This is a genomic window from Nocardiopsis sp. CNS-639 (genome assembly GCF_000381685.1).
Classification (GTDB): domain Bacteria; phylum Actinomycetota; class Actinomycetes; order Streptosporangiales; family Streptosporangiaceae; genus Nocardiopsis; species Nocardiopsis dassonvillei.
In genome coordinates, this window is sequence record NZ_KB906859.1 from 178,281 (window position 1) to 203,536 (window position 25,256).

General features: G+C 72.2%; 21 protein-coding genes. 14 read left to right on the forward strand and 7 right to left on the reverse strand.

The genetic code is table 11. The annotated features are described in order from the left end of the window. Positions 1-117: 117 nt before the first annotated feature. The 3 genes from cydB to G011_RS0111915 all read right to left on the reverse strand — a co-directional run bounded on the left by cydB (position 118) and on the right by G011_RS0111915 (position 3,760). Entirely contained in the window at positions 118-1,170 is a 1,053-nt protein-coding gene (gene cydB / locus G011_RS0111905) for a cytochrome d ubiquinol oxidase subunit II (protein ID WP_019608658.1), read from the reverse strand. A gap of 12 nt (positions 1,171-1,182) precedes the next feature. Next, positions 1,183-2,628, reverse strand: a complete 1,446-nt coding sequence (locus G011_RS0111910) for a cytochrome ubiquinol oxidase subunit I (protein WP_019608659.1) — start codon at positions 2,626-2,628, stop codon at positions 1,183-1,185. 400 nt (positions 2,629-3,028) lie between these two features. Next, positions 3,029-3,760 carry a DUF305 domain-containing protein gene (locus G011_RS0111915; RefSeq protein ID WP_019608660.1) on the reverse strand — a complete coding sequence of 244 codons (732 nt, stop codon included), beginning with the start codon at positions 3,758-3,760 and terminating at the stop codon, positions 3,029-3,031. An 89-nt stretch (positions 3,761-3,849) separates the two neighbouring features. Here G011_RS0111915 and G011_RS0111920 point away from each other — a divergent pair, with 89 nt between their 5' ends. Next, on the forward strand, positions 3,850-4,644 hold the full coding sequence (locus tag G011_RS0111920; protein WP_019608661.1) for a DUF3105 domain-containing protein: 795 nt from the start codon (positions 3,850-3,852) through the stop codon (positions 4,642-4,644). Between the two features lie 391 nt (positions 4,645-5,035). Here the strand turns inward: G011_RS0111920 and G011_RS0111925 are convergent, their stop codons facing one another. Together G011_RS0111925 and G011_RS0111930 are read right to left on the reverse strand one after the other, a co-directional pair. Continuing rightward, positions 5,036-5,503 (reverse strand): DUF3515 domain-containing protein, encoded by a 468-nt coding sequence (locus tag G011_RS0111925; RefSeq protein WP_019608662.1) that lies wholly within the window; start codon positions 5,501-5,503, stop codon positions 5,036-5,038. A 30-nt stretch (positions 5,504-5,533) separates the two neighbouring features. Then, complete coding sequence (locus tag G011_RS0111930) at positions 5,534-5,767, reverse strand: Lrp/AsnC family transcriptional regulator (RefSeq protein ID WP_013151260.1); 234 nt, start codon at positions 5,765-5,767, stop codon at positions 5,534-5,536. A 130-nt stretch (positions 5,768-5,897) separates the two neighbouring features. Between G011_RS0111930 and G011_RS0111935 the strand changes: the two genes are divergently transcribed. Together G011_RS0111935 and G011_RS0111940 are read left to right on the forward strand one after the other, a co-directional pair. Next, entirely contained in the window at positions 5,898-6,890 is a 993-nt protein-coding gene (locus G011_RS0111935; RefSeq protein ID WP_019608663.1) for a thiamine-phosphate kinase, read from the forward strand. A 254-nt stretch (positions 6,891-7,144) separates the two neighbouring features. Next, positions 7,145-7,810, forward strand: coding sequence for a cellulose binding domain-containing protein (locus G011_RS0111940; RefSeq protein WP_026338227.1), 666 nt, complete (start codon positions 7,145-7,147; stop codon positions 7,808-7,810). 159 nt (positions 7,811-7,969) lie between these two features. On the opposite strand, the gene rpmB is transcribed toward G011_RS0111940, so the two are convergent. After that, complete coding sequence (rpmB, locus tag G011_RS31085; RefSeq protein ID WP_013151263.1) at positions 7,970-8,155, reverse strand: 50S ribosomal protein L28; 186 nt, start codon at positions 8,153-8,155, stop codon at positions 7,970-7,972. 550 nt (positions 8,156-8,705) lie between these two features. Here rpmB and recG point away from each other — a divergent pair. The 10 genes from recG (at position 8,706) to smc (ending at position 20,652) form a co-directional block, all read left to right on the forward strand. After that, complete coding sequence (gene recG / locus G011_RS0111945; RefSeq protein ID WP_019608664.1) at positions 8,706-10,913, forward strand: ATP-dependent DNA helicase RecG; 2,208 nt, start codon at positions 8,706-8,708, stop codon at positions 10,911-10,913. Positions 10,914-11,086: 173 nt separating this feature from the next. Beyond that, positions 11,087-11,668, forward strand: a complete 582-nt coding sequence (gene rsmD / locus G011_RS0111950) for a 16S rRNA (guanine(966)-N(2))-methyltransferase RsmD (RefSeq protein ID WP_019608665.1) — start codon at positions 11,087-11,089, stop codon at positions 11,666-11,668. Between the two features lie 412 nt (positions 11,669-12,080). Beyond that, on the forward strand, positions 12,081-12,575 hold the full coding sequence (coaD, locus tag G011_RS0111955) for a pantetheine-phosphate adenylyltransferase (protein WP_019608666.1): 495 nt from the start codon (positions 12,081-12,083) through the stop codon (positions 12,573-12,575). A 206-nt stretch (positions 12,576-12,781) separates the two neighbouring features. Then, the gene (locus tag G011_RS0111960; protein ID WP_051104355.1) at positions 12,782-13,360 is read left to right on the forward strand and encodes a DUF177 domain-containing protein; all 579 of its coding nucleotides are present in this window, start codon (positions 12,782-12,784) and stop codon (positions 13,358-13,360) included. A 137-nt stretch (positions 13,361-13,497) separates the two neighbouring features. After that, positions 13,498-13,674, forward strand: a complete 177-nt coding sequence (gene rpmF, locus G011_RS0111965) for a 50S ribosomal protein L32 (protein WP_013151268.1) — start codon at positions 13,498-13,500, stop codon at positions 13,672-13,674. Positions 13,675-14,223: 549 nt separating this feature from the next. Further along, the gene (gene rnc, locus G011_RS0111970; protein WP_019608668.1) at positions 14,224-14,979 is read left to right on the forward strand and encodes a ribonuclease III; all 756 of its coding nucleotides are present in this window, start codon (positions 14,224-14,226) and stop codon (positions 14,977-14,979) included. Between the two features lie 7 nt (positions 14,980-14,986). Continuing rightward, the gene (mutM, locus tag G011_RS0111975) at positions 14,987-15,841 is read left to right on the forward strand and encodes a bifunctional DNA-formamidopyrimidine glycosylase/DNA-(apurinic or apyrimidinic site) lyase (protein WP_019608669.1); all 855 of its coding nucleotides are present in this window, start codon (positions 14,987-14,989) and stop codon (positions 15,839-15,841) included. A 59-nt stretch (positions 15,842-15,900) separates the two neighbouring features. Next, positions 15,901-16,188, forward strand: a complete 288-nt coding sequence (locus G011_RS0111980; protein ID WP_013151271.1) for an acylphosphatase — start codon at positions 15,901-15,903, stop codon at positions 16,186-16,188. A 356-nt stretch (positions 16,189-16,544) separates the two neighbouring features. Then, on the forward strand, positions 16,545-16,736 hold the full coding sequence (locus G011_RS0111985; RefSeq protein ID WP_019608670.1) for a hypothetical protein: 192 nt from the start codon (positions 16,545-16,547) through the stop codon (positions 16,734-16,736). A 370-nt stretch (positions 16,737-17,106) separates the two neighbouring features. Then, positions 17,107-20,652: a chromosome segregation protein SMC gene (gene smc / locus G011_RS0111990; RefSeq protein ID WP_026338228.1), complete on the forward strand. Its 3,546-nt coding sequence runs from the start codon at positions 17,107-17,109 to the stop codon at positions 20,650-20,652. Positions 20,653-20,962: 310 nt separating this feature from the next. Here the strand turns inward: smc and G011_RS0111995 are convergent, their stop codons facing one another. Next, complete coding sequence (locus G011_RS0111995) at positions 20,963-23,614, reverse strand: S8 family serine peptidase (protein WP_019608672.1); 2,652 nt, start codon at positions 23,612-23,614, stop codon at positions 20,963-20,965. 639 nt (positions 23,615-24,253) lie between these two features. Here G011_RS0111995 and G011_RS0112000 point away from each other — a divergent pair. After that, a complete protein-coding gene (locus G011_RS0112000; RefSeq protein WP_019608673.1) occupies positions 24,254-25,255 on the forward strand; it encodes an ABC transporter substrate-binding protein in 1,002 nt (333 codons plus the stop codon). Position 25,256 lies beyond the last annotated feature (1 nt).

Consider the following 25,256-nt stretch of genomic DNA (forward strand, 5'->3'; position numbering starts at 1 on the left):
GGCCCCAGTATCCACCGGGTGCGCCCCGCGGACCGGCCGACCCCGCGGCCCCTCCTCCGGACGGGCGGCCGGAAGCCTCCCGGGCGGGTGCGTCCGCCGGGAGGCTCCGCGGCGCGCTCAGGCTGCGGGTTCGGGGTTCCTGCCCCCGTGGTCGGTGCGGGTGACGGTCGCCCCCGTCACGGTCTCGCCGGTCACCCTCCTGCGGAACACCCAGTAGCTCCATCCCTGGTAGAGGAGCACGAGCGGCAGGAACACCACCGCCACCCACGACATCACGGTCAGCGTGTACTCGGCGGAGGAGGCGTTCGCGACGGTCAGGCTGAACGCGGGGTCGGTGGTGGAGGGCAGCACGTTCGGGAACAGCGCGGTGAACAGGGCGGCGAACGCGGTGAGGATGGTCACCGCCGTGCAGGCGAACGACCACCCCTCGCGGCGCCGCCAGGCCGCCGCGACCCCGCCCGCCAGGGCGGCGGCGGACAGGGCGACGAGCGGCAGGGTCGTGGTCCCGTCGCCGTGGGCGAGCTGGGTCCAGGCCAGGAAGACCGAGCCCAGCGGGACCGCGGCGCACGCGGACCACAGGGCGGCCCGGCGCGCGCGGGTCCGCACCGGCCCGTCGGTCTTCAGGGTCAGGAAGATCGCCCCGTGCAGGGTGAACAGGGACAGCGTCGTCAGCCCGCCGAGCAGGGCGTAGGGGTTGAGCAGGTCGGCCACCGAGGAGGTGACCACCTGGTCCGAGCCCATGGCCACGCCCCGGACGACGTTGGCGAAGATCACGCCCCACAGGAAGGCGGGCGCGGTGCTGCCCGCGAAGATCGCCCGATCCCACCAGGCGCGCCACACGGAGCTGTCGCGCTTGCCCCGGTACTCGAACGCCACACCGCGCAGGATCAGCGCGACGAGGATGAGGAACACCGGTGCGTAGAACCCGCTGAGCAGGGAGGCGTACCAGGCGGGGAAGGCGGCGAAGGTCGCGCCGACGGCGGTGATCAGCCACACCTCGTTGGCGTCCCAGACCGGCCCGATCGCGTTGATGGCGACCCGACGGTCGACGGAGTCGCGCCTGCCCATGAAGGGCATGAGCGTGCCCACCCCGAAGTCGAACCCCTCCAGGACGAAGTACCCGATCCACAGGACCGAGATGGCGGTGAACCAGATGACGGCCAGTTCCATGGTCCTTGGCTCCTAGTAGCTGAAGTGCGGGATCTTGGACTCGTCCTCGTCGTCCTCCAGGTCGGGGACGAGGTGGGAGGGCCCGGCCTTGACGTACTTCAGGAGCAGGCCGACCTCGACGACGAAGAGCACCCCGTACACCGCGGTGAACCCGGCCAGGCTCGCCGCGACGGCCCCCAGGCTCACCCCGGGGGAGACGCTGGCCGCGGTGAGCAGCTCACCGTGCACGGTCCAGGGCTGGCGGCCCATCTCGGTGAGCACCCAGCCGAAGATGTTGGCGGCCAGCGCCGAGGGCAGCGCGAGCATGGCCGCGTAGTAGAACCACTTGCTGGTCGGGGTGCGCTCCCTGCCCCAGGTGAGCAGGAGGCCGAGCGCGGCCACCGCCACCCCGAACATGCCCAGGCCCATCATCAGGCGGAAGGACCAGTACACGACGAACACGTTGGGGGTGTAGTCCCCGGGGCCGTAGTACTCGTCGTAGGCCTCCTCCAGGTTGTTCATCCCGTGCACCTCGCCGTCGAACTGGCCGGTGGCGAGGAAGCTGAGCACGTTGGGGATGGTGATGTCGATGGGGTTGTAGCGCTCCTCGGTGTCGCCGACGGCCAGGGCGGAGAAGGCCGCGCCCTCCTCGGTCTCCCACAGGGCCTCGGCGGCGGCGAGCTTCATCGGCTCGTACTCGGCGGCGAGCTTGGCCTGGTGGTCGCCGGAGAAGACCACCAGGGCACCGGCTACCAGGGTGAAGATCAGACCGACCTTGAGCGTGCCGCGGAACAGGGCGAAGTCCTTCCGGGGCGGGACCACCCCGGGGACGCCGGTGTCGTTGTGGTGGCTGTTGCGCCAGAGCTTGTAGGCGCTGACCGCCACGACGAACAGCCCGGCGGTGACGAACGCGGCCGAGACGGTGTGCAGGTAGGTGGACCAGGCCTGGTCGTTGCTGAGCACGGCCCAGATGTCGGTGAGCTCGGCGCGTCCGTTCTCCTCGTTGACCGTGTAGCCCACGGGGTGCCGCATCCAGGCGTTGGCGGCGAGGATGAAGTACGCCGAGAGGTTGGTGCCGATGGCGACCGCCCAGATGCAGGCCAGGTGGACGCCCCGCGGCAGCCGGTGCCAGCCGAAGATCCACAGCCCGATGAAGGTGGACTCCAGGAAGAAGGCGAGCAGGGCCTCCATGGCCAGCGGGGCGCCGAAGACGTCGCCGACGAAGCGGGAGTACTCGCTCCAGTTCATGCCGAACTGGAACTCCTGCACGATGCCGGTGACCACGCCCATGGCGAAGTTGATGAGGAAGAGCTTGCCGAAGAACTGGGTGGCCTGCAGGTACTCGTGCCTGCCGGTGCGGTACCAGAGGGTCTGGAGCACGGCCACGATGAACGACAGCCCGATGGTCAGGGGTACGAACAGGAAGTGGTAGATCGTGGTGACACCGAACTGCCACCTCGCGAGTTCAAGGGCTTCCATACCCGCCTCTCCAAGTACCGACCGCCGGTAGTACTACGAATCGTAGTTCTACAGCGTGTCGTAGTTCCAGCGGGTCCCGCGGAAAACGGTGTTCCGTGCGTCTCGCCGGTGGGTGTGCGGGCTCTCCGGGGCGCGTCGGGGAGGGCTGCCGACGGACCTCCACCGCCGTCACCTGCGGGGAAGCCGCCCGGGAGGAAGGGGCGAGGCCGCGAGACGAGCCGTCGTGTGCGTTCGGACACACGCGCTCAGGGGCGCCTGGCGCTCGGGGCGGGGCCGGGCGCGGACGGTCGCAGGCGGGACCGGCTCGGTCCACGCGACAGCCGGGCGCGCAAGGTCCCGGACACGGCGACGGCGGCCCACCCGCGGGTGGGCCGCCGTCGCCGTGTCCGGGGAAGCGGGGTCAGTCGCCGGAGGCGCCGTCCCGGCGCTGGTCGATCATGCCCTCCATCAGGTCGATCTCCTTGAGCTGGGAGTCGGCCATCCCCTGTGCGAAGTTGGTGACCAGGTCCTCCTGGCCCAGCTCCACCTCCGCCTCGGCCATCTCGATGCCGCCCTTGTGGTGGGCGATCATCAGCTCAAGGAAGAGGAGCTCGGCCTCCTCGCCCGTGGCCTCCTCCAGGGAGACCATCTCCTCCGAGGAGGCCAGGCCCGGCATCGTGTCGGGGACCTCGCCGCCCTCGCCGCCGTGGTCGTGGCCCTCCATCCAGGCCATCGGCTCCCGCACGCCGCGCGCGTTGAGGTCCCAGGCCATCAGCCACCCCTGCATGATCCCGATCTGGGCCTGCTGGGTGCGGGCGATGTCGGTGGCCACCGTGCGCAGCTCGGGATCCTCGGTCCTCTCCAGGATGAGCATCGACATGTCCACGGCCTGGGCGTGGTGCGCGCTCATGTCGCGCAGGAACCCGGCGTCGGCACCGGTGTCCAGCGGGTAGGACGGGCGTCCCAGCAGGTAACCCCCGCCCAGGGCCAGTACGACGAGGATCACAGTGATCCACATCGGTACCGAGCGCCAGGACACCCGCGACGAAGTCTCCTCGTCCGCTGCCCCGTCCTCCCACGGGGGCCCGTCGTCGTCCGGGGCATCGCCGACGTGGTCGGCGGTCCCGGCCGCGGGACCGTTTTTCTGTTCCATAGGAACCATCCTGGTCGAATCGCCCAACTCTGGTGCCAAAGTAGAGGATAGGTAAGTCCCTAATGTCACCATCCATCCCAGGAGACCCAGTGGCCAAGAAGAAGACGGCGGAGGAGCGTCGCCGCCGCGCCGCCGAGCTGAAGGCGCAACGCCTCAAAGAGGAACGCCGCCGCAAAATCCTTACCACCACCGGTATCACGACCGCTGTGGTCCTGGTCGTGGGTTTGATCGGTTTCCTCGTCTTCATGGAGTTCCGCAGCCGCACGATCTCGGGGGTGGAGGAGTACGAGGTCGGCTCCTACGTCCACGTGGACACCGGGCAGCGCGTGAACTACGAGCAGTCCCCGCCCGTGGGCGGCGACCACTGGAACGCCTGGCAGAACTGCGGCGTCTACACCGAGCCGGTGACCCACGAGTTCGCGGTGCACTCCCTGGAGCACGGCGCGGTGTGGATCAACTACCGGCCCGACCTGCCCGAGGACCAGGTCCAGACGCTGACCGACATGTACAGCTCCGGCGACTACCTGGTGATCAGCCCCTACGCGGGTGAGCTGGACGCGCCGATCGTCGCCTCCAGCTGGGGACGCCAGATCACCGCCGAGAGCGCCGACGACGAGAACCTCCAGCGCTTCGTGCGGCTGTACGAGCGCGGCACCGACGTTCCCGAGCCGGGCGCCGCCTGCTCCGGCGGCGTGGCGGAGAACGCCGAGGAGGTCGACGCCATGCTCGGCAGCGGCGCCGGCGTGGACGCCGAGACCATGGAGGGCCCCGAGGGCGGCGACGCCGGAGCCGAGGAGAGCACCGGGGACGAGGCGTCCGACGCCCCCTCCGACGCCGCCGAGGACGAGCCGTCCGCCGAGGAGTCGGCCGGGGCGGAGAACTGACGGGACTTTCCGCCGTCACCGTGACCCCGTGATGACCGACGTGGGGCCGTCAGCGTCCGCTGGCGGCCCCACGCGCGTGTCGGCCACAGGTCGTGCGGGTTATCCACAGGCCGCGCGGGCCACTGGTGGGCGGGTTCGGCGCGGGCTTAGCGTGGTAAAGGGGGAGGCCGCGCCTTCGCCCGCTTCGGCGTGCCCGCACACCGGGCCCCGTCGTCAGCGCACGCGCCCGCCCCGCCCGGCCGGGAACGCCGCCGCGCCGCGGCCGTGCCGGTGTCCGTCGGGAGGGCCCGGCGGGGACTCCCGCGCCACCGCACCGATCGCTCCGAGCGCGGGCGCGGAGACAACCCTCCCGACGGGAGGACGCTCCCGGCCCCTCATCACGGGTGCCGGATCACAGCTCCCCTTCGGGAAGCGCGGGGACGTGTTCGACGATCAGGTCGCTGACCGTGGACAGCGCGGCGGCGGGGGCGCCGTGGGCGGCCGGGATCGACAGCTCCACGTACGCTTCGTGGCCGATCGCCGTGTACATGGTGGGGGCGTCCTCCGGCTGCGGAAGCCACGGAACACCGTTGACCTCCTGAAGGTAGGAGGTGCTGGTCAGCGTCACCGGGCGCTCCACCCCGCAGCGCAGTCCGATGGGCGGGTCGCCCCAGGCCGCCGTGAGCTCCGAGTCGGGCCGCACCTGTGCCCGCTCCGCCCCCAGCAGGGTGTCGGGGAGCGCCGCGACGAGGTCGGCGCAGACCTCGGCGGTCGCCGCGTCCGCCTCGGGCGGCTGCATCCGCACCGTCTGCGCGCCGCAGCCCGTCGCCACCAGGGCCAGGGCCGCGACCACACCGGCGCACGCGAACCGACTCAGCACAGCAGACCCCGCTCCGGACGACGCGATGCGTCAGATGTTGACGATGGGACAGGTGAGAGTCCGGGCGATGCCGTCCAACCGCTGGATCCGGGCCACCACCAGGGTGCCCAGGGAGTCGATGTCTTCGGCGCTGGCCTGGACGATGACATCGTAGGGCCCGGTCACGTCGTGGGCCTTCTCGACCCCCTCGATGCCCCGGATGCGCCCCGCCACCTCGGCTGCCTGACCGACCTCGGTCTGGATCAGGATGTATGCCTGCACCATGAGTACTCCTTCGTGTCGCCGGTCGGAGCGGCGAGTGGTTCACGGCCGAGCCAGGGTGCGGCCGATGACGGACGGATGACAAGCGTGGGTCCGGACCACCGCGCCGGAGCGTCACCGTACCCTGATCCCTGTGCGGAACACCATTGGGGGTCTTGGTGAGTTCGCTCTGATCGCACGCGTGACGAGCCAATTCCCCACCACGGACGATGTAATCCTCGGACCAGGGGACGACGCGGCCGTCGTCGCGTCCCCCGACGGCCGGACGGTCGCGACCACCGACCTGCTGGTCGAGGGCCGCCACTTCCGGCGCGAGTGGTCCACCGCCCGTGACGTGGGGCACCGGGCCGTCGCGCAGAACTTCGCCGACGTCGCCGCGATGGGTGCCCGCCCCACCGGCCTGCTCATCGGCTTCGCCGCGCCCGCCGACCTCCCGGTGCCCTGGGCGGAGGAGTTCACCGCCGGGGTCCGCGACGAGTGCGCGGTCGCGGGAGGCGCCGTCGTGGGCGGGGACATGGTCGGCTCGGACACCCTCACCATCGCGGTCACCGCGCTCGGAGACCTCCAGGGGCGGGCGCCGGTCCGCCGCGACGGCGCCCGCCCCGGCGACGTGGTCGCCTACACCGGCCACCTGGGGCTGTCGGCCGCCGGGCTCGCCCTGCTGGAAAAGGGGATCGACGGCCCGGTCGAGTGCCTGTCCGAGCACCGCAGGCCCAGCCCGCCCTACGCCCGCGGGGCGGAGGCGGCCCGGCTCGGGGCCACGGCCATGCTCGACGTCAGCGACGGCCTCGCCCAGGACCTCGGGCACGTCTGCCGGGCCAGCGGGGTGCGCATCGACCTGGAGGGGGAGGCGCTGCGCCCCGAGCCCGCGCTCGTCGAGGCGGTCCGCGTCCTGGGGGCCGGAGCCGACACGGCCGAGCGGGCCGCGCGGGACCTCATGGTCGCCGGGGGAGAGGACCACGCCCTCGCCGCCGTGTTCCCGCCGCACACCGTTCTGCCCGCTCACTGGTCCAGAGTGGGAACCGTCGTGCGAACAACAGGTGAAAAAGCGGAGGAAAAAACAATTCCGGTCACGGTCGACGGGCGGGTTCCACCTCGCGGAGGATGGGATCATTTCCGGCGCTGAGGCGCCCGATGGGATTTGTCCTGTTTAACTCTCGCGCTAGGCTTTGCGAACGCGGCCTTTCCGGGCGCGGCACCCGCCCTGCGGGAAGCGGCGGCCCCAGGAAGTCCCGGGAGCGACCGACGGTCGGAGCAGGGAGCCACGGCTTCGCCGGTGTCCCCCGCGCCGGACGGGGCACACACGGCGGAGGGCGACGGGGGAGGGACCGGAAACCGGCGCTCTCGGTGGAGGGCGCTGGCAACGTCGAGGGGCGGTTTATGGGGCGGCATGGCTGGCGGAACGGCAACCGCCGGGGTGTGCACCGCAGCGAGCCGGAGGACGTCGGCGTGCTGCGGCGGCTCGGCGGCCTCATCGAGAGCACGGTCCCCAAACGCGTCGAACCCCCGCGGCTGCTCAACGTGCTCGTCGTCTCCGGCGTGATCCTCGGCCTGCTCCTGTTCGGGTACAGCACCACCCAGATCTACCTCCAGTTCGGCGGCACCCCGGGCGCGACCGAGGCCCCCGGCACCCAGGACGGGGTCCAGCCCACGCACGACGCCTCGCCGGGGACCGACACCGAGGAGCCCGCGGCCGAGGGCGAGGGGGCGCAGGGGCCGCAGACCCAGGCGGGTTCGGAGCCGACCACGGTCGTCTACCGCGTCACGGAGTCCACGGCGGCCGGTTTCAGCGGCCACGTCACCGTCACCAACACCTCGCACGCCAGCCTGGACGGCTGGGAGCTGGCCCTGGCCTTCGACTCCGCGGAGATCACGCACGTCAACGGCGCGGACTGGGCGGAGATCGAGAACGGCATCCTGGCCCGCCAGCCCGCCGACCAGGACAGCCTGGAGCCGGGCGACTCGGTGGCGCTCACCTTCGAGGCGGTCGGCGTGCCGCAGAGCCCGGTCCGCTGCTCCCTCAACGGGCACGTCTGCGAGCTGTGAACCGGGGGGAAGCGGGGACGCGGGCCGTCTCCGGGTCCGCCGGGGCCCCACCGGGATGCCGGGGCGGGTCCCGGCCTCCGACAGGCCCCCGACAAAGGGCGAAGGCCTCCGACCGAGAGGGTCAGAGGCCTTCATGGAAGGTCCGGAGGGCTGGGAACCCTAGCGGGTCACCTTGCCGGCCTTGATGCACGAGGTGCAGGCGTTCACGCGCTTGGGCGTGCCGCCCACACGGGTGCGGACGGTCTGGATGTTGGGGTTCCAGCGGCGGCGGGTGCGACGGTGCGAGTGGGAAACACTGTTACCGAACCCTGGTCCCTTGCCGCAGACGTCGCAGACAGAAGCCACGGTAACTCCATTCAAGCGCTCGGGATCGCGCACGTCGCCGCACGCGAAGGTTCATCCGACCGGGAGAGGTCGGGCGGACTGGTCGGCGGTGACGCCAACCGTGGAAGGTTACACGAAGGACATGGCCAGGCGCGCAGCGCGGGCCGACGACCGGTGTCCGTACGCGTGATGGCGGGCCGCACCGTGGTCGAGTAACGACCCGGGCGAGCGCCGGGAGCATCGAATACGCCACGCGGGCATGGCGGGAACGCGATGAACTTCCACGAGTATATCCCGGTTGGGAGGGGCGGGAACCGCGGGCGGGGAACCGCCGCCGGAATCCGGAGGGCCCGTCCTCCCGAGACGTGCCCGCACAGCCGAGGGGCGTCCGCCGGAGCCGGGGCGCCCGCCCTCCCACGGGACGCCCTCCAGGACCGGCGATGCCGCCGGAACCCTCCGGCCCGGGGGTCCCCGGGTTCCAGCGGGCCGACCGGGCCGGAGGGAAGGCGCGCGAGCGTCGCACCGGAGGACTACCGTGGCGGTGACCGGCGATCCGAGACGGGAAGCACACGTGAGCACCTGGGACGAACCGCTGAGCAGGGGGCCCCTCAGGGGCAAGACGGCCAAGGCCCTCGCCGAGAAGCTCGACCTGCACACCCTCGGCGACCTGCTGCGCTACTACCCGCGCCGCTACGACCGGCGCGGCGACCTGACCGATCTCGCGGCACTGCGCGAGGGCGAGGAGGTCACCGTGCAGGCCCGCGTCCTGGACGCCAAGCGGCGCACCGTGCCCGCACGGCAGGGACGACGCCGCATGGACATGATGGAGGCCACCGTCACCGACGGCACCGGGCGCCTGCACCTGACCTTCTTCAACCGGGGTTCCTACCACCAGGGTGCCCTCGTCCCCGGGCGCCTGGCGATGTTCTCCGGCCGGGTCTCCACCTTCAAGGGCCGCCGCCAGCTCGACCACCCCCAGTACGAACTCCTCGACGAGGACGGCCACGAGGGCGAGCGGGCCCGGGCCTACGCCGAGGAGCTCATCCCCGTCTACCCGGCGGTCAAGGGCCTGGACTCCACCACCATCGCCCGCACCGTCGACATCGTCCTCGCCGACGTGGACAGCCTGCCCGACCCGCTGCCCCCCGAACTGCGCGAACGGCGCGGGCTCCTCGGCGTCGCCGACGCCCTGCGCCGGATCCACCGGCCCGCCGAGTGGTCCGACGTCGGCGCCGCCCGCCGCCGGTTGAAGTGGGACGAGGCATTCGTCCTCCAGCTCGCGCTCGCCCAGCGGCGCCACCGCGCGGAGGACCTGCCGGCCAAGCCCCGGCCCGGCGCGGTCGGCGGTCTCCTGGACGCCTTCGACGCCCAGCTGCCCTTCACGCTCACCGAGGGCCAGCGGGAGGTGGGCGAACGCCTCGCCGAGCGGCTCGACGCGGCCCACCCCATGCACTGCCTGCTCCAGGGCGACGTCGGCGCGGGCAAGACCCTGGTCGCGCTGCGGGCCATGCTCCGGGTCGTGGACTCCGGCGGCCAGGCCGTCATGCTCGCGCCCACCGAGGTCCTGGCCCAGCAGCACCACCGGTCCATCAGCGCCATGCTCGGCGCGCTCGGCCGCGCCGGACAGATCGACGGCGCGGAGGACGCCACGCGGGTGGCGCTGCTCACCGGTTCCATGAACGCCGCCGCCCGCCGGGAGGCCCTGCTCGACGCGGCGTCCGGCGCCGCGGGGATCGTCGTGGGCACCCACGCCCTGCTCCAGGAGCACGTGTCCTTCGCCGACCTGGGGCTGGTGGTGGTCGACGAGCAGCACCGGTTCGGCGTGGAGCAGCGCGACGCCCTGCGGGAGAAGGCCGTGGACGGGCGCCCCCACGTGCTGGTCATGACGGCCACCCCCATCCCGCGCACCGTCGCGATGACCGTCTACGGCGACCTCGACGTGGTCGCGCTCACCCAGCTGCCCACCGGTCGCGCGCCCGTGTCCACGCACGTGGTGCCCGCGAGCGAGAAGCCGCACTTCCTGGCCAGGGCCTGGGAGCGCATCCGGGAGGAGGCGGGCGGCGGGCACCAGGCCTTCGTGGTCTGCCCGCGGATCGGCGACGACGCCAAGGAGGAGGCGGAGGAGGAGGTCGGAGCGGGCGAAGGCGAGGAGGCCGCGGGCGCCCGGCCGCCCCTGGCGGTGCTCGACGTGGCGGCACGGCTGCGGGAGGGGCCGCTCTCCGAACTGCGCGTGGAGGTCCTGCACGGCCGGATGGCGCCCGACGACAAGGACGCGGTGATGCGCCGGTTCTCGGCCGGGGACACCGACGCCGTCGTCTCCACCACCGTCATCGAGGTGGGCGTGGACGTGCCCAACGCCACAGTGATGGTCATCATGGACGCGGACCGCTTCGGCGTCTCACAGCTGCACCAGCTGCGCGGCCGGGTCGGCCGGGGCCAGCTGCCGGGGCTGTGCCTGCTGGTCACCGACGCCGAGGAGGGTTCCCCGGCGCGTGAACGGCTGGCCGCGGTGGCCGCGACCACCGACGGCTTCGAACTCTCCCGGGTGGACCTGGAGATGCGCCGCGAGGGCGACGTGCTGGGCGACTCGCAGTCCGGAGCCCGGTCCAGCCTGCGGATGCTCACCCTGCTCAAGGACGAGGAGCTCATCGGGGAGGCACGCGAGGAGGCCACGGCCTACGTGGCGGCCGATCCCGGGCTGATCGGGCACCCGCCGCTGGCCCAGGCGCTGGAGACGCTGCTGCCCGAGGAACGGGCGGAGTACCTGGACAAGGCCTGAGCGACCGGGGTGCCCGGTCGTCCACGGGCCGCGGCGTCGTCCACAGGCCGTGGTTGGACCTGGTGCGGCCCGCGCGCCGGGGCCTAACGTGGAAAGCGGGGGTCCCCGGGCCGCCAGCCTCGTGCTGCCCGCGTACCGGGGCGCCCGCGCACCCCGGCCGCTACCGTGGGGGCATGACCCGCATCATCGCCGGTACGGCCGGTGGACGGCGCATCTCCGTCCCCGAGGGCCGTAACACCCGCCCCACCAGCGACCGGGCCCGCGAGGCGCTGTTCTCCTCCGTGCAGTCCGACCTCGGCTCCCTCGACGGCGCCCGGGTGATGGACCTGTACGCGGGCTCGGGGGCCATCGGCCTGGAAGCCCTGTCCCGGGGCGCCGCGCACGCGCTGCTGGTGGAGGCCGACCGCCGGGCGGCCCAGGTGCTGCGGGGCAACATCCAGACGCTCGGGCTCCCCGGGGCGCGTCTGGTCGCCGACCGCGTGGAACGGGTCGTCGGCGCGGACAACACCGGCGACCCCTACGACGTCGTCGTCGCCGACCCGCCCTACGCCGTCACCGACGCCGAGGTCGCCGGGGTGCTGGCCGACCTGGTCGGCCGCGGCTGGCTGGCCGAGGACGCCGTGGTCGTCGTCGAACGCTCCAAGCGCGGTGCCGAACCCTCCTGGCCCGAGGGCCTGGAGCGCGACCGCAGCCGGGGGTACGGGGAGGCGGTTCTCTGGTACGCCCGCCCGTCGCCCACCACCACCCTCACCTGACGCCTGCGGCGCGGTACTTCCGTGCCCGTCGCCCACCACCACCCTCACCTGACGCCTGCGGCGCGGTACTTCCGTGCCCGTCGCCCACCACCACCCTCACCGGTCACCCGCACCACACTCGTCCCAGCCCCGCGCGCTTGGCCTCCCGCCCCGTACGCCTCGCCCCCAGCCCCGGCGCGCCTCCCGGGAGACGGCGGGAAGCGGGGTTAGAACACGGCCAGGAGGAGGGCGCCGGTTCGGGAGGGGGAGGCCCGGTTCGGCGGTCATGGCTGGCGGTGCGCCCGAAGCGCGCACACGTCCCGACCACGGACGGAGGCGACCGCTAAGCGGGTGTTGCCCGAATCCGCGCGGGGGCCAACCCCTACCATCGCGGTACCCGAACGTCGTTCGTTGCTGAAAGGGGCGATCCACCGTGCGCCGTGTCGTCTGCCCGGGTTCCTTCGACCCGGTGACCTACGGTCATATCGACATCATCGGCCGGGCGGCCAAACAGTACGACGAGGTCGTCGCCGCCGTGCTCAACAACGTCAACAAGCGCGGCCTGTTCACGGTCCCGGAGAAGCTCGACATGCTCCGGGAGGGCACCGCCGGGTTCGACAACGTCCGGATCAGCGAGTTCGACGGCCTCCTCGTCGACTTCTGCCGGTCGAATGGCATCGAGACCATCGTCCGCAGCCTGCGCTCGGTCAGCGACTTCGACTACGAGCTCCAGATCGCCCAGATGAACTACCAGCTCTCCGGCGTGGAGACCGTGTTCATGACGGCGAACCCGCAGTACTCCTTCCTGTCCTCCAGCCTCGTGCGCGAGATCGCCCAGCACCGCGGGGACGTCTCCAGCCTGGTCACCCCCTACGTCCAGGAGCGCCTGCGCGAGAAGTACGAGCAGAAGAGGTCCGAGGGCCTCTGATCCGGGGCCTTCCGGGCGCTCGGTTCCGCCGCCCTCCCCGCCACCGGGCCGGGGGCTGATTTGGGCGGCAGGGTACATGCTGGGTACAATCTCGGTTTGACCATGGGTACCGTCGGTTCTCGGCGTGCCCCGACACCGGCCGTGCCCGTCGCACGCGACGCCTCCCGCACGTCCGGTGCTGCGCCCGCAATCCTCGTGAAAGCCCGATGACCCTGTCTCGCCTAGATCCTCGTGACCCGTTCGTGGTCGACACCCGCCAGCTGGGCCGCCAGCCGGGGTCGATGCGGACCGTCAACCGCATCGTGACCGTCCCCGAGGCGTTCGCCACGGCGATGGCGGCCGTGCCCGAGGGCAGCGAGGTCGAGTTGGACCTGCGCCTGGAGGCGGTGATGGAGGGAGTCCTCGTCACCGGCACCGCCCGCGGCCAGCTCACCGCGGAGTGCTCGCGCTGTCTGGACCCGATCTCGGAGGGCGTCGAGGCCGGATTCCAGGAGCTGTACCGGTACTCCGCCGACGACGAGGTGGCGGTGACGGGCGAGGACGCGGACGACGAGGATGAGGACTACTATCTGGAGGGCGATCTCCTCGACCTCGGACCCGTGGTCCGAGACGCCGTCGTGCTCGCGCTCCCGCTCACGCCGTTGTGCGGTCCGGACTGCCCCGGCCTGTGCTCCGAGTGCGGTGCCAAAATCGCCGAGGCCGGGCCCGACCACGGCCACGGCGACAACATCGACCCGCGTTGGGAGGCGCTCCGCGAGATCGCGGACGACCCCGGCGAACGATGAGCTCGTGCACCGATCGCGGACGGCCGCCCCCGGGCGCGCCCCCGCCGACCGGGGCACACCTTCCCCGCCACAGTGCGCGGGGTGACCGAGAGAAGCGACCTCCCGCGACCGCGCGGGGGTGACCCAGGAGGATTGAAGTGGCCGTCCCGAAGCGGAAGATGTCGCGGAGCAACACCCGGACCCGCCGTTCCCAGTGGAAGGCGTCGCGCCCGGTGCTGGTCAACTGCCCGCGCTGCCGCGACCCCAAGCAGCCCCACATCGCGTGCCCGACCTGCGGCACCTACAACAACCGCCAGGTCACCAACCCGGCCTAGGCGCGCCGTGGATCACATCGCTGGTCCTGCGCACCGCAGCCGAACGCGTCCGGCGGATGACGGGTTCCGGGTCCTCGTACCCGGTTCCCCAGCCATCTCGGGGCGGATCCCGCACAGGGGTCCGCCCCGAAGTGCTGTCACCGGTCGGCGGGCGGTCTGAGCGGCCGTGCCCGTGCACGTGCTGAGTCACGTGCCCGTGCCCGTGCCTCCCCGCGTGCGCGGCGGGTGCCCGCGCCGGTGCGGGCGGTGTCCACGCGGATTCGGACCCCTGTCCCCGTACTCCCCGAGCGCCGCCGTACGCGGGTTTGTAGAGTGATGTCAAGGAACAAAGCGTGATACACGACGAGCACCGGCGCGCGGGAGCGTGCGCGCGCCGCACGGCGGTCCGGGTTCTCCCGGGTTCCCGAGTTCGTGGTGGTTGCCGGGGGAGCGGAGCCTCCCGCGACGGTCACCTCGTTTTCGAGCACCCTGACGGAGCCGCGGGGGCCGCACCCGACTCCAGCCGTCCGCGCGCCGCAGCCCGGCGCGTACGAACAGGGAAGTGAACGAGTGGCCAACCAACTCCCCGTCTCCGAAGCCAAGGCGTTCCACCAGGCCATCGGGGTCGAAGTCGATCCGAAGATCCTGCTCAGGGCGCTGACCCACCGCTCCTACGCCTACGAGAAGGGCGGTCTGCCCACCAACGAGCGCCTGGAGTTCCTCGGGGACTCCGTGCTCGGCCTGGTGGTCACCGACACCCTCTTCCGCAAGCACCCCGACCTGCCCGAGGGGCAGCTCGCCAAGCTGCGCGCCGCCGTGGTCAACATGCGCGCCCTCGCCGACGTCGCCCGGGGGCTGGGCGTCGGCGCCTACATCCGGCTCGGCCGCGGTGAGGAGGGGACCGGGGGCCGCGACAAGTCCTCGATCCTCGCCGACACCCTGGAGGCCGTCATCGGCGCCGTCTACCTGGACCGCGGTCTGGACGTGGCCTCGGAGTTCGTGCACCGCCTCTTCGACCCGCTCATCGCCACCGCCTCCGGGCTGGGCGCGGGCCTGGACTGGAAGACCTCCCTCCAGGAGCTGACCGCGGCCGAGATGTTGGGCGTCCCCGAGTACCACGTGGACGAGAGCGGGCCCGACCACCAGAAGACCTTCCGCGCGACGGTCCGCGTCGCGGGGGAGAGCTACGGCCTGGGCGAGGGGCGCAGCAAGAAGGAGGCCGAGCAGCAGGCCGCCGAGTCCGCGTGGAAGGCCATCAAGGCCCGTTCCGAGGCCGCCGCCGGCGCGGGCGCGGCCGGTGCCGTCTCCGGCGACGGGCAGGGGTGAGGCGGCCGTGCCCGAACTCCCCGAGGTCGAGGTCGTCCGGCGAGGCCTGGCCGAACACGCCCTGGGCCGCACTGTCGGCGCCGTCGAGGTCCTGCACCCCCGCGTGGTGCGCCGCTACCTGCCCGGCCCCGCCGACTTCGCCGCCCGCCTGTCGGGCCGCGTGCCCACCGCCGCGCGGCGCCGCGGCAAGTACCTGTGGCTCGTCCTGGACAACGGCGAGATGCTCCTCACCCACCTGGGCATGAGCGGGCAGATGCTCGTCCAGCCCGAGGGCAAGCCCGACGAGAGGCACCTGCGGGTGCGCCTGCCCCTGTCGGACGGCACCGAGCTGCGCTTCGTCGACCAGCGCACCTTCGGCCACCTGATGGTGGACGTGCCCGGGGCGCGCGAGGACGTGCCCTCGTCGGTGGACCACATCGCCCTGGACCCGCTGGACCCCGACTTCGTCGCCGAGGACTTCGTGCGGGCGCTGCGGGCCCGGCGCACCGAGGTCAAGCGGGCTCTGCTGGACCAGTCGCTGATCAGCGGGGTGGGCAACATCTACGCCGACGAGGCGCTGTGGCGGTCCCGGCTGCACTGGGCGCGCTCCACGCGGGAGCTGTCCGACGCCGAGGCGGTGGAGCTGCTGGGCCACGTGGGCCAGGTGATGAACGAGGCACTGGAGGTGGGCGGCACCACCTTCGACGGCCTGTACGTCAACGTCAACGGGGAGAGCGGTTACTTCGAGCGCGGGCTCAACGCCTACGGCCGCCGCGACCGCCCGTGCGGGCGGTGCGGCGCCCTGATCGTCCGCGAGGCGTTCATGAACCGCTCCTCCTACAGCTGTCCCACCTGCCAGAGGGCGCCCCGCGGCCGCACATAAGGCCCCTTTGGCGTGTCGGCAAGCAAAGTATGTCTGCCAGGTAAGTAAGGAGTCCGTCCGTGGGGGACGAGGTCGAGGCCGTCCGGGTGACCGCGTGGGTGCGCGGGCACGTGCAGGGCGTGGGTTTCCGCTGGTGGACGCGGTCCAAGGCGCTGGAACTGGGTCTGGTCGGGGCGGCGACGAACCTGCGGGACGGTCGCGTCGAGGTGGTCGCCGAGGGCCCCAGGGACGCGTGCGAACGGCTTCTTGGCCATCTCAGGGGCGGTGCAACACCCGGTCGTGTGGACTCCGTGGTCGAACGTTGGTCCTCGTCTGGGGGGACGTTCACCGGATTCGACGAACGGTGAGTATGCTTGTGGGGTAACGCGATTCGAGCACACCGCGCGACCGCGGCGGTCCCCAGGGACTCGCGGCGGGACCTCGCGGGGTGTGAGGCGACCGTCGTGCGGCCAGTCCGCGCGTTCCGGCTGGACCCGGGGTGGCCGTGTTCGGATCGTGCGCTGCCACCTGCCCTGGATACCTGTCCGGGGTGTGGCCGTTACTGACTGTCGTAATCCAATCTTGACCAGCGGCGCGCACAGTGAGATTCTGGAAGGCACATCGCGCAGATCTTCCACCCGGGCCGGACCACCATCGGTCGGCTTTCCACGGGACATCACGTGCGCGGATCATCACTGGTCACTCAGTGTGGAGGACCCACATCATGGCGAAGGCTCTGTTTGGCCACGTCGGCGTCTCCGACCCTCGGATGGTCTCGGAGGTGCGGCGGCTCCAGAACCGGGTACGCGACCTTGAGGACGAGATCAGCCGTCTCCAGGCACAGAACGACCAGCTCAGCATGGCCGTCACCGATGCCGCCTCCGGCGCGACCGACCGCGAGCCGGCGCTCGCCTGACCTGACGACGTCGACGTTTCGGGCGCAGCCAGAGCTGCTCTTTCCGATGTGCTCGACCCACTGACGGGGACGCCGAACACGCGAGCCAGGCGTCCCTGGCCGGAACCGTCGACGGACCGGGTCTGTTTGTCCTCAGTCCGCTTCGCCGCAGTCTTTCCTTTCCCTTGCGGCTCTTTTTACCGTTGTACCCGGCGGACCCTTTCGCAACCCTACGTGTCCGCCGGACATCCCCCCTCTTCCCCGCCCGGGCGCGGGCCCCAGGGCCGTCCGCTCGGGGACACCAGCCCGAACCCCGCCCTACGGTCACCGCTTCGTGGCACCCTTAGGTGGTCGCGCTGTGTATCAACGGTGACCGTCGTGGGAGGTGTGGGTGTACCTGAAGAATCTGACGCTGCGCGGCTTCAAGTCGTTCGCGTCGGCCACCACCTTGCGTTTCGAGCCCGGGATCACCTGTGTGGTCGGTCCCAACGGCTCGGGCAAGTCCAACGTGGTGGACGCCCTGTCCTGGGTGATGGGGGAGCAGGGGGCCAAGTCCCTGCGCGGCGGCAAGATGGAGGACGTCATCTTCGCGGGCACCTCCACCCGGCAGGCGCTGGGCCGGGCCGAGGTCAGCCTCACCATCGACAACACCGACGGTGCGCTGCCCATCGACTACACCGAGGTCACCATCCGGCGGACCATGTTCCGCAACGGCGGCTCGGAGTACGCCATCAACGGCGACACCTGCCGCCTCCTGGACATCCAGGACCTGCTCAGCGACTCCGGCATCGGCCGTGAGATGCACGTCATCGTCGGCCAGGGGCAGCTGGACACCGTCCTGCACGCCGGCCCCGAGGAGCGCCGCGCCCTCATCGAGGAGGCCGCGGGCATCCTCAAGCACCGCAAGCGCAAAGAGAAGGCGATCCGCAAGCTCAACGCGATGCAGGGCAACCTGGACCGGGTCACCGACCTCACCGCGGAGCTGCGCCGCCAGCTCAAGCCCCTGGGCCGCCAGGCGGAGCTGGCCCGCAGGGCCGCCGTCATCCAGGCCGACCTGCGCGACGCCCGCCTGCGCCTGCTCGCCGACGACATCGTCACGCTCACCGGTCAGCTGGCCAAGGAGGAGGCGGACGAGAAGGAGGTCCTCGCCCGCCGCGGGGCCGCCGAGGCCGCCCTCACCCAGACCCAGGAGCGCGAGACCGAGCTGGAGGCGCAGGCCGCCGAGGCCGCGCCCGCCCTGGCCCGCGCCCTGGAGACCTACCACGCGCTGTCGCGCCTGACCGAGCGCCTGGACGCCGTGCGCGGCCTGGCCAACGAGCGCCACCGCAACCTGGCCTCCGTCTCCGACGAGCCCGTCCACCGCCGCGACCCCGAGGAACTGGAGATGGAGGCCGAGGAGGCCGCCGCCCAGGAGGAGGAGCTGCTCACCCGGCTGGAGGAGGCCCGCGAGGCACTGGAGGCCACCGTCATCGAGCGCTCCGCCGCCGAGGACGCCCTGCACCGCGAGGAGAAGCGGCTGGAGGCCGCCAACCGCGCCTCCGCCGAGCGCAGGGAGGGCCTCGTGCGGCTGTCCGCGCGGGTGGAGAGCCTGCGCGGCCGACTGGCCTCGAACGGGGACGAGATCACCCGGCTGGAGGAGTCCGCCCGCCAGGCCGCCGAACGCGCGGAGCGGGCCCAGGCCGAGTACGAGATGGCCGCCGAGGAGGCGGCCGGTCTCGACGAGGGCGACGCCGAGCTCGACGCCGCCCAGGAGGAGGCGGCCCGCCGCCTGTCCGAGGCCGACGCCGGGATCAACCGGCTGCGCGACGCCGAGCGCACCGCCGAGGGGGAGCGGGCCGCGCTCGCCGCGCGCAAGGAGGCTCTGGAGCTGGGGCTGGCGCACAAGGACGGCGCCGACACCCTCCTGGGCGCCGACCTGCCGGGGATGCTCGGCAGCCTCGCCGCCCTCGTCCAGGTCGAGTCCGGTCAGGAGACCGCCGTGGCCGCCGCCTTCGGCACGGCCGCGGGAGCGGTCGCGGTCAGCGACCCCGACACCGCCGTGGCCGCGCTCGACCTGCTCCGGTCCGAGGATGCGGGCCGCGCCGGGATCGTCATCGCCCAGGCGGTCCCTGCGGTGCCCCGCGGGGAGTGGCCCGTGCTGCCCTCCGGGGTCCGCTACGCCCTCGACGCCGTCGTCGCCCCCGAACACCTGGCCGGAGCGGTCACCGCCCTGCTGGACCGCACCGCGCTGGCGGCCGACGCCCACACCGCCCGCGACCTGGTCCGCAAGGTCCCCGGCGTGCGCGCCGTCACCCCCGAGGGGGACGTGTTCTCCGCCGCGCTGGTGCACGGCGGTTCGGCCGCCGCGCCGAGCCTGCTGGAGGTCCAGGCGGCCGTGGACGAGGCGGCCGGGAGGCTGGAGACGGCCACCGAGGCCGCCGGACGGATCGCCGCCGAGCTGGAGGAGCGCAGGCGCGAGCGCGCCGACCTGGCCGCCGAGGTCGAGGAGCTGACCGCGCGCCGCCGCCAGGGCGACCGCAGGCGCAACGAGTCCGCGCAGCGGCTGGGCAAGCTGGGCGGGCAGGCCCGTTCCGCCGAGGCCGAGTCCGAGCGGTACGCGGCGGCCGCCGCCAAGGCCGCCGCCGCGCGCGGCGAGGAGGCCGCCAAGCTGGAGCGTCTGGAGGAGGAGCTGGCCGAGGCCGAGGAGGTGGCCGCCTCCATCGAGGAGGACGCGCCCGACCCCGAGACCCGCGACGAGCTCGCCGCCCAGGCCTCGCGGGCCCGCGCCACGGAGATGGAGCGCCGCCTGTCGGTGCGCACCGCCGAGGAGCGCGCCCGCTCGATCGAGGGCCGCGCCGAGCGGTTGCGCGCCCAGGCCTTCGAGGAGCGCCGCGCCATGGAGCGCGCCGCCGAGCGCCGGCGCACCCGCGCCGCACAGGCCACCATCGCCGAGGCCGCCGCCGAGGGCGCCCGCCTGGCCCTGGAGCGGATCGCGGTGTCCCTGGCCGCGGCCGAGGCCGAGCGCACCGCCGCCGAGGCGGACAAGGAGGCGCGTGACGCCGAACTGCGGACCGTGCGCGCCCGCGTCCGCGAGCTGTCCGTCGACCTGGAGAAGCTGACCAGTTCGGCGCACAGCGGCGAGGTGGCCCGGGCCGAGCGCCGCCTGCGCCTGGAGCAGCTGGAGGTCAGGGCGAGCGAGGAGATGGGCGTCGACGTGCCCACCCTCGTCGCCGAGTACGGGCCGAACGTGCCCGTGCCCCCTCCGGGCGACGCCGAGGAGGACGCGGTCCCGCTGCCGTACGTGCGCGAGGTGCAGGCCAAGCGGGCCAAGGCCGCCGAGCGCCAGCTCAACCAGCTGGGCAAGATCAACCCGCTCGCGCTGGAGGAGTTCGCGGCGCTGGAGGAGCGGCACGCCTTCCTCAACGCCCAACTGGAGGACCTCAAGAAGACCCGCCGGGACCTGATGGACATCGTCCAGGAGGTCGACGCCCGGGTGCAGGAGGTGTTCTCCTCCGCCTACCTGGACGTGGAGCGGGAGTTCGCGGCGATCTTCGGGCGGCTCTTCCCCGGGGGCGAGGGGCGGCTGCTGCTCACCTCGCCCGAGGACATGCTGACCACCGGTGTGGAGGTGGAGGCCCGTCCGCCCGGCAAGAAGGTCAAGCGCCTGTCTCTGCTCTCCGGCGGTGAGCGCTCCCTGACCGCGGTGGCCTTCCTGGCCGCGATCTTCAAGGCGCGGCCGTCCCCGTTCTACGTGATGGACGAGGTCGAGGCGGCCCTGGACGACACCAACCTCCAGCGCCTGCTGGTGATCTTCGAGGAGTTGCGGGCCGCCTCGCAGCTGATCGTGATCACCCACCAGAAGCGCACCATGGAGGCGGCCGACGCGCTGTACGGCGTGACGATGCAGGGTGACGGCATCTCCCAGGTGATCAGCCAGAAGTTGGAGCGCCCCGCCTGACGCACGGCCGGGGCCGCCCTCCCGGAGGGGAGAGCGGCCCCGTGCTTTCTTCGGGCCTCCGCTTCGCTTCGGCCCGCCCGTCACCCGCCATCGCCCGCTGGGGGCGCTTCGCGCTGGGGCGGGCTGCCACCCCCAACGGACGCTGCGCGCGGTTTTCCCTGTTCGGGCGTCCGAAGAACGGGAACCTTCGGATCCTCCGGTGTGACGGCTCGTTCCCCGCAGTCCCACCCACGGATCCTCCAGAGCCCCGTGGACGCCCGAACCAACCCCCTTGGGGAACCGGTCCGAGCGGAGTCCCCAAGGGGTACTGCTAGCCGCGGTCGATGGTGATGACAGGGGAGGTCCAGGTCTCCCAGTGGTCGGGGTTGTCCGGGTCGCCGAGCGCCTTGAGCGCGCGGGCCTCCAGGCGGTACTGGCCGTCCCGGACCGGGGTGATCCGGTCGTGGCGGTCCAGGACCGTGCCGTCCCACGAGTAGCTGAAGAACGACGTCCCGGTCGCGCTGCGGTTCACGTGGTCCACCGACACCCCGACGTTGCGGTCCGGGTGCACGGGGCGCCCGGTGCGCTCGTCGACGACGGTCATCTCCAGCAGGGTGACGTGGTGGTCGAAGTGCGCGATGACGTACGGGACGTCGGGCAGGCCGTCGACCCACTCCAGGGTGTAGGCGGCGCCCTCGGGCTGGTTCTCGAACGTGCCGCCGCCCTCGTCCACGCACTCCAGGCCGGAGAACGCGTCGCACTCGGTGATCCTGGTCAGCCACGGCAGTTCGAGCACGTTGCCGCTGCCGTCGGTGATCGGGGTCATCGCCTCGATCTGCTGGTAGTCGCCGTTGTAGGCGGCGTAGGGGACCCGGTAGGTCTCGCCGCCGGTCTCGGCCACGGAGACGTAGCCGCCGTAGATCATCTGCTGGAAGTCCTGGGCGGGCGGGGTGAAGGTCACCTGCACCTCGGCCGTGCCGCCAGGCGCGACGGTCACCTCGTTCCGGTCGAAGGCCACCTCGGCGGAGGCGTCGTTGTAACCGGGGGTGAAGGTGTTGCCGTGGGTGCCCAGGGCGCTCTCGTGGTCCAGGGTGTAGGTGGCCTCCTCGTCACCGTCGTTGGCGATGGTGATCGTCTCGGTCACCTCGCCCTCGGTGGCGCCCAGGGACAGCTTGCCCGGGGTCACGGCGGTGGTGGCCAGCACGGCTCCGGGCACGTCCATCATGCCCGCGCCCTGACGGTGGACGTTGTCGGTGTAGCCCGCGTCGGGGTCGCCCCACCAGGCCTTGGGGTCGGCGCTGTTCTGGAGGACGTCGCGCACCTCGTGCGCGCCGAGGTCGGGGCGGGCCTCCAGCAGCAGCGCGACGCCGCCCGCCACGTGCGGCGAGGACATCGAGGTGCCGCTGATGGTGGCGTAGCCGCCCTTGGCCATGGGGTAGGTGGAGTTGATCAGGCCGCCGGGCGCGCCGATGTCCGGCTTCAGGGACAGGTCGGGGGACAGGCCGAAGGAGCTGAAGGAGCTGATCAGCCCGCCGGTCGGGTTGGGGATGGTGGTGCTCTCACCGGTCCAGGACAGGGTGACGGGCTCGTCGCCCTCCAGGAGCTCCAGCAGGTGGGCACCGGAGGTGTCGGAGATCCCGATGGAGAACGCGCCCTGGTCGACGATGCCGCTGCCCGCGAACATGCCGGGGACGTTGTTGTACATCACCACGCCGGTGGCACCCGCGGCCACGGCCGCGTCGTACTTCTCGGCGAAGGTGCACGCGCCGCGCACCATCAGGGCTGTTCTGCCCTCGGGGTCGGCCTCCAGTTCGTCGCCCAGGGAAGGGCAGCCCCGTCCGACGTGGACGAGTTCGTCGGTCTCGCCCGAGGTGGGCGGCGGGGAGGCCTCGCCCATCTCCATGTAGGCCAGGGTCTCGCCGCTGGGGTTGGCGGTCGCCGACGCGGACCGGATGTGGGTGTTGTCGTAGGAGGCGACGCCGATCACGTCCTCGCCCAGGCCGGGGGCGCCCGCGGAGTACAGGCCGGTGTCGCCCTCGTTGCCGATGGAGGCGACCACGACCATGCCCTCGTCGACCAGGTTGTCGGAGGCGACCGCGGTGGGGTACTGCGGCCAGGAGTGCGCCGAGCCGATGCTCATGTTGAGCACGTCCATGTCGTCGGCCAGGGCCCGCTCCATGGCGGCGATCATGATGTCGGAGGTGGTGGAGCCCTCGCAGCCGAACACCTTGTAGGCGCCGAAGTCCACGCCGGGCGCCACACCGGTGACCTCGCCCCGGGCGCCGACGATCCCGGCCACGTGGGTGCCGTGGCCGTGGCAGTCCTGGGGGTCGTCGTCGGGGGCGGGCACGGTGGTGGGGTCACCCGCGTTGAAGTCGTCGCCGACGAAGTCGTACCCGGTGACCACCCGGTCGTTCGGGAAGCCGCCGCCGCCCAGGTCGGGGTGGGTGTAGTCGACGCCGGTGTCCATGACGGCCACGCGCAGTCCCTCGCCGGTGAGGCCGAGTTCGTTCTGGGCGATGTCGGACCCGGTCATCGGCAGCGCGGTGTCCAGGTCGGGGACGCTGGTGTCGCCCTCGGGGACCTCGTAGGTGACGACGGGGTAGATGGCGCTGACACCGGGGATCTCCCGTGCCGTGCCCACCTGCGCGTCGTCCATCTCCACGGAGAAGCCGTTCCAGAGGTCGCCGAACGAGTGCCGTTCGGTGTACTCCAGGCCCGACTCCTCGGCCTCGGCGCGGAACGCCTCGTGCTCGTTCTCGACCTGTGCCGAGGAGGTGCCGGCGGTGGTCGGGGGGCTCTCCAGTTCGATGAACCACAGGCCGTCCGCCTGATGGGTCAGTTCGCCGTTCTCGGCGGAGGGGGCGGGGTGCAGGGGGGCGAGCTCGGAGGCGTCGTCGGCGCTGGCCGGTGCGGCCGCGACCAGGCCCGCGACGAGTGTCAACCCGGCGAGCGACGCCAGGCGCGTGCGGTGGGGTACCACCTTGTCAACACATCCCTTCTCGGTGCGCGCCTCAGGACACCGGGGGAGCGGGGGTACCCCACTGGGTAAGGCCGTGGTGCTCAGGGGGATACGCCGCTTAATGTCCGTCATCGGTTAGTCGGCGCGCATAGCAACGAGATCATTGCCGTGCGCCATGAAAGTGTCAATGCTCACCAAGGCTCAATCTGGACACACAGGGGCCTGAACCATCCCTCTGCTTTACAGACGTAATCAAAACCGGCATTCTTCTCTTTTTGCGCGAAAGAAATAAAAGATGCGAAAAAGGGTGGCCCGTTACCGTGCGGCGCCTTCCCGGCCGCCCTCGGTGAAGAGGCGCGGCCCCGCCGGAGAAAGCGCAGGCCAGAGTAGCCGTCGGGGTGCCCGCGGGGGTGTGCGGCGGGCCGAGTACGCTGGGGGTTCCGGGCCGCCCGCGGGCGGCCCGAGCGGTGTCGACGGAGCGAAGTCCGGTGGCGCGGCCACAACCGGCCGTCCAACCCGGCGCTGTCCCGCAACTGTGAGGCCCCCTCGGGGGACGAGCCAGGTCGCCTTCCCGACACCGACGTCCCCGTCCTCGTGGGAAGGACAGGCCGCCTCCGTCGGGACCGCGCTGCTCCTTCCCCCCGCCCGACAAGGAGCACCGTGCGGACCGCACGCCACCTCTCCCCCGTCCTTCTCGGCGCCGTGCTCGCCCTGACCGCCTGCGGTGCACCGGACGGCGGCGAGCCCGAGGCCGAGCCCGCCACCGAGGCCGCCTCCGTCCCCTGCGGGCCCCCGGAGCCCGACCCCGAGCGCCTCTCCGTGGGCGACGGCACCTTCCCCGTCACCGTCACCGACGCCACCGGCGAGGTCACCGTCGAGGAGGCCCCCGAGCGGATCGTCTCCCTGTCGGCCAGCCACACCGAGATGCTCTTCGCCATCGGCGCGGGCGACCGGGTCGAGGCCGCCGACGAGTACTCCGACTACCCGGAGGAGGCCCCCACCACCTCGCTGAGCGGCTTCGAGCCCAGCGTGGAGGCCATCACCGAGTACGACCCCGACCTGGTCCTGCTCGCCCGCAGCGCCGAGGCGACCGCCGCCCAGCTGGAGGACGTCGGCATCCCGTCGCTGGTCCTGGACGCCGCCCAGGACCTGGAGGACACCTACGCCCAGATCCGCATGCTCGGCGACGTCACCGGCCACACCGAGGAGGCCGACGCCGAGGCCACCCGGGTCGAGGACGAGTTCAACGCGATCGTCGAGGGCGTGTGCGAGGAGACCGGCGACGCCGGCCTGTCCTTCTACCAGGAGCTCGACGAGACCTCCTACTCCGCCACCTCCGACACCTTCGTCGGTCAGATCTACGCGTCCTTCGGCCTGGTCAACATCGCCGACGAGGCCGACGCCGACGGGGCCGCGGGCGGCTACCCGCAACTGTCCCAGGAGTACGTCGTGGAGCAGAACCCGGACCTGATCTTCCTGTCCTACGGGGACGAGTCGACGGTCGCCGACGTGGCCGGGCGCCCCGCCTTCGACACCGTCACCGCGGTGCGGAACGACGCCGTCTACCTGCTCGACGCCGACATCGCCTCCCGCTGGGGGCCGCGCGTGGTCGAGTTCGCCGAGCTGGTCGGCCAGGCCGTCACCGAGAACGCGGCGGACTGAC

Coding starts and splice junctions, on each gene's coding strand:
- cydB (WP_019608658.1), bottom strand. CDS start 1,170: ATGGAACTGGCCGTCATCTGGTTCACCGCCATCTCGGTCCTGTGGATC.
- G011_RS0111910 (WP_019608659.1), bottom strand. CDS start 2,628: ATGGAAGCCCTTGAACTCGCGAGGTGGCAGTTCGGTGTCACCACGATC.
- G011_RS0111915 (WP_019608660.1), bottom strand. CDS start 3,760: ATGGAACAGAAAAACGGTCCCGCGGCCGGGACCGCCGACCACGTCGGC.
- G011_RS0111930 (WP_013151260.1), bottom strand. CDS start 5,767: ATGGTGCAGGCATACATCCTGATCCAGACCGAGGTCGGTCAGGCAGCC.
- G011_RS0111940 (WP_026338227.1), top strand. CDS start 7,145: ATGGGGCGGCATGGCTGGCGGAACGGCAACCGCCGGGGTGTGCACCGC.
- rsmD (WP_019608665.1), top strand. CDS start 11,087: ATGACCCGCATCATCGCCGGTACGGCCGGTGGACGGCGCATCTCCGTC.
- G011_RS0111960 (WP_051104355.1), top strand. CDS start 12,782: ATGACCCTGTCTCGCCTAGATCCTCGTGACCCGTTCGTGGTCGACACC.
- G011_RS0111985 (WP_019608670.1), top strand. CDS start 16,545: ATGGCGAAGGCTCTGTTTGGCCACGTCGGCGTCTCCGACCCTCGGATG.